Here is a 1,487-nt window from a genome sequence, read left to right on the forward strand (position 1 = left end):
GCTACATGCCGGTGGTTTTCGACAATCTGAGCCGCGGCAATGAGAGATCCGTCGCCTGGGGGCCGCTTGTCGTCGGCGATATCCGGGATCGGGATGCACTGCGGCGGGCGATGGAAACGCACCGGCCGACGGCCGTGATCCATTTTGCTGCGCTGGCCTATGTCGGAGAGTCCGTTCGCGAGCCGGCCGAATATTATTCGACCAATGTGACAGGCACCATCGCGGTGCTCGATGCCGCACGCGCGAGTTCGATCGAAAACATCATCTTCTCCAGCAGCTGTGCGACCTACGGCGTGCCGGAGGCGTTGCCGGTTCGCGAGACCTCCTCGCAAAATCCGATCAGCCCCTATGGGCGCACCAAGCTGATGGGTGAACAGATCATCGGCGACTATGCGTCCGCGTACGGAATGAAATTTGCGATCCTGCGCTATTTCAACGCTTGTGGCGCCGATCCCGATGGCGAGCTCGGTGAGTGGCATTCGCCGGAAACCCATCTGGTTCCCAGAGTGCTCATGGCCGCATCGGGCATCATCGACGCGATCGAGGTTTTCGGCACCGACTACGACACGTCGGACGGCACTTGCGTAAGGGATTATATCCACGTCACCGATCTGGCCCGCGCCCACCTGAAAGCGCTCATGCATATCGAGGGTGGCGGGCGAAGCCTTGCGGTCAATCTCGGCACAGGGCGGGGCGTCTCCATCAAGGAGATTGTCAAGGCGGTCGGCCGAATCACGTCGAGGCCGGTTCCGGCAGTGTTCAGGAGCCGACGCGCCGGAGATCCGGCGGAGCTCTACGCCGACCCGGGAAGCGCACGCGAACATCTTGGCTTTGTGCCGGAGCTTTCAGACATCGATACGATTGTCAGGACGGCCGCTCCCTTTTTCGGACTGAAGACCAGGCCCATGAAACTGCCGCCAGTGAGGGCGGCAGCGCCGGTCGTCGCCCGACGGGTCAGAGATAGCGGGGGTGACAGTTCGCGCGCTGGCCAAATCCGCTAGGGCTGCAGATATAAGGCGAGCCGCCCGAGAACGTGCTGCCATCGCCCGGATTGAACGAGATGTTCACCGGCGCCGGCGTGCTGGCTTTGATCCGTTGCGGCGGTGCAAAGGCGTAGGCACTTTCGGTCCCTATTGTGCTTGTCATCTGGATCGGAAGGTCGGCCCGGAGCGAGCGCACGAGAAATCTGGCCTGCACGGGCTGGACCGAGGGCTGACTGCGGACCGGGTGGACGATGGGCCTGATAAGGACCGAACCGGTTTCAGTTGCGTCCATACCTTGACAACCTGCAACCATAGAGCTCAGCGCCACAGCCGCGGCAATAGATACGACATTCTTGCTTGAGCGAAATACGCTCGCGGAATTTCTCATCCTCTGTCCCTTGCTATCAAGTATAAGCCAGGGGCGCATTGCGACATACTATACTTGGGCCGCTTCCACGCCGCATGAGTGACCACTCGCACATCACACGTTATATTAGATATCAC

General features: G+C 60.7%; 1 protein-coding gene. It reads left to right on the top strand.

The genetic code is table 11. The features are described 5' to 3' along the window. Nucleotides 1–1,001, top strand: a 1,001-nt coding sequence (gene galE / locus EN879_RS35540; protein WP_127274698.1) for a UDP-glucose 4-epimerase GalE, incomplete at its 5' end; no start/stop codon positions are given. Nucleotides 1,002–1,487 lie beyond the last annotated feature (486 nt).

It is taken from the genome of Mesorhizobium sp. M7A.F.Ca.AU.002.02.1.1 (assembly GCF_003998535.1).
In the GTDB taxonomy this organism is placed as follows: Bacteria; Pseudomonadota; Alphaproteobacteria; order Rhizobiales; family Rhizobiaceae; genus Mesorhizobium; species Mesorhizobium ciceri.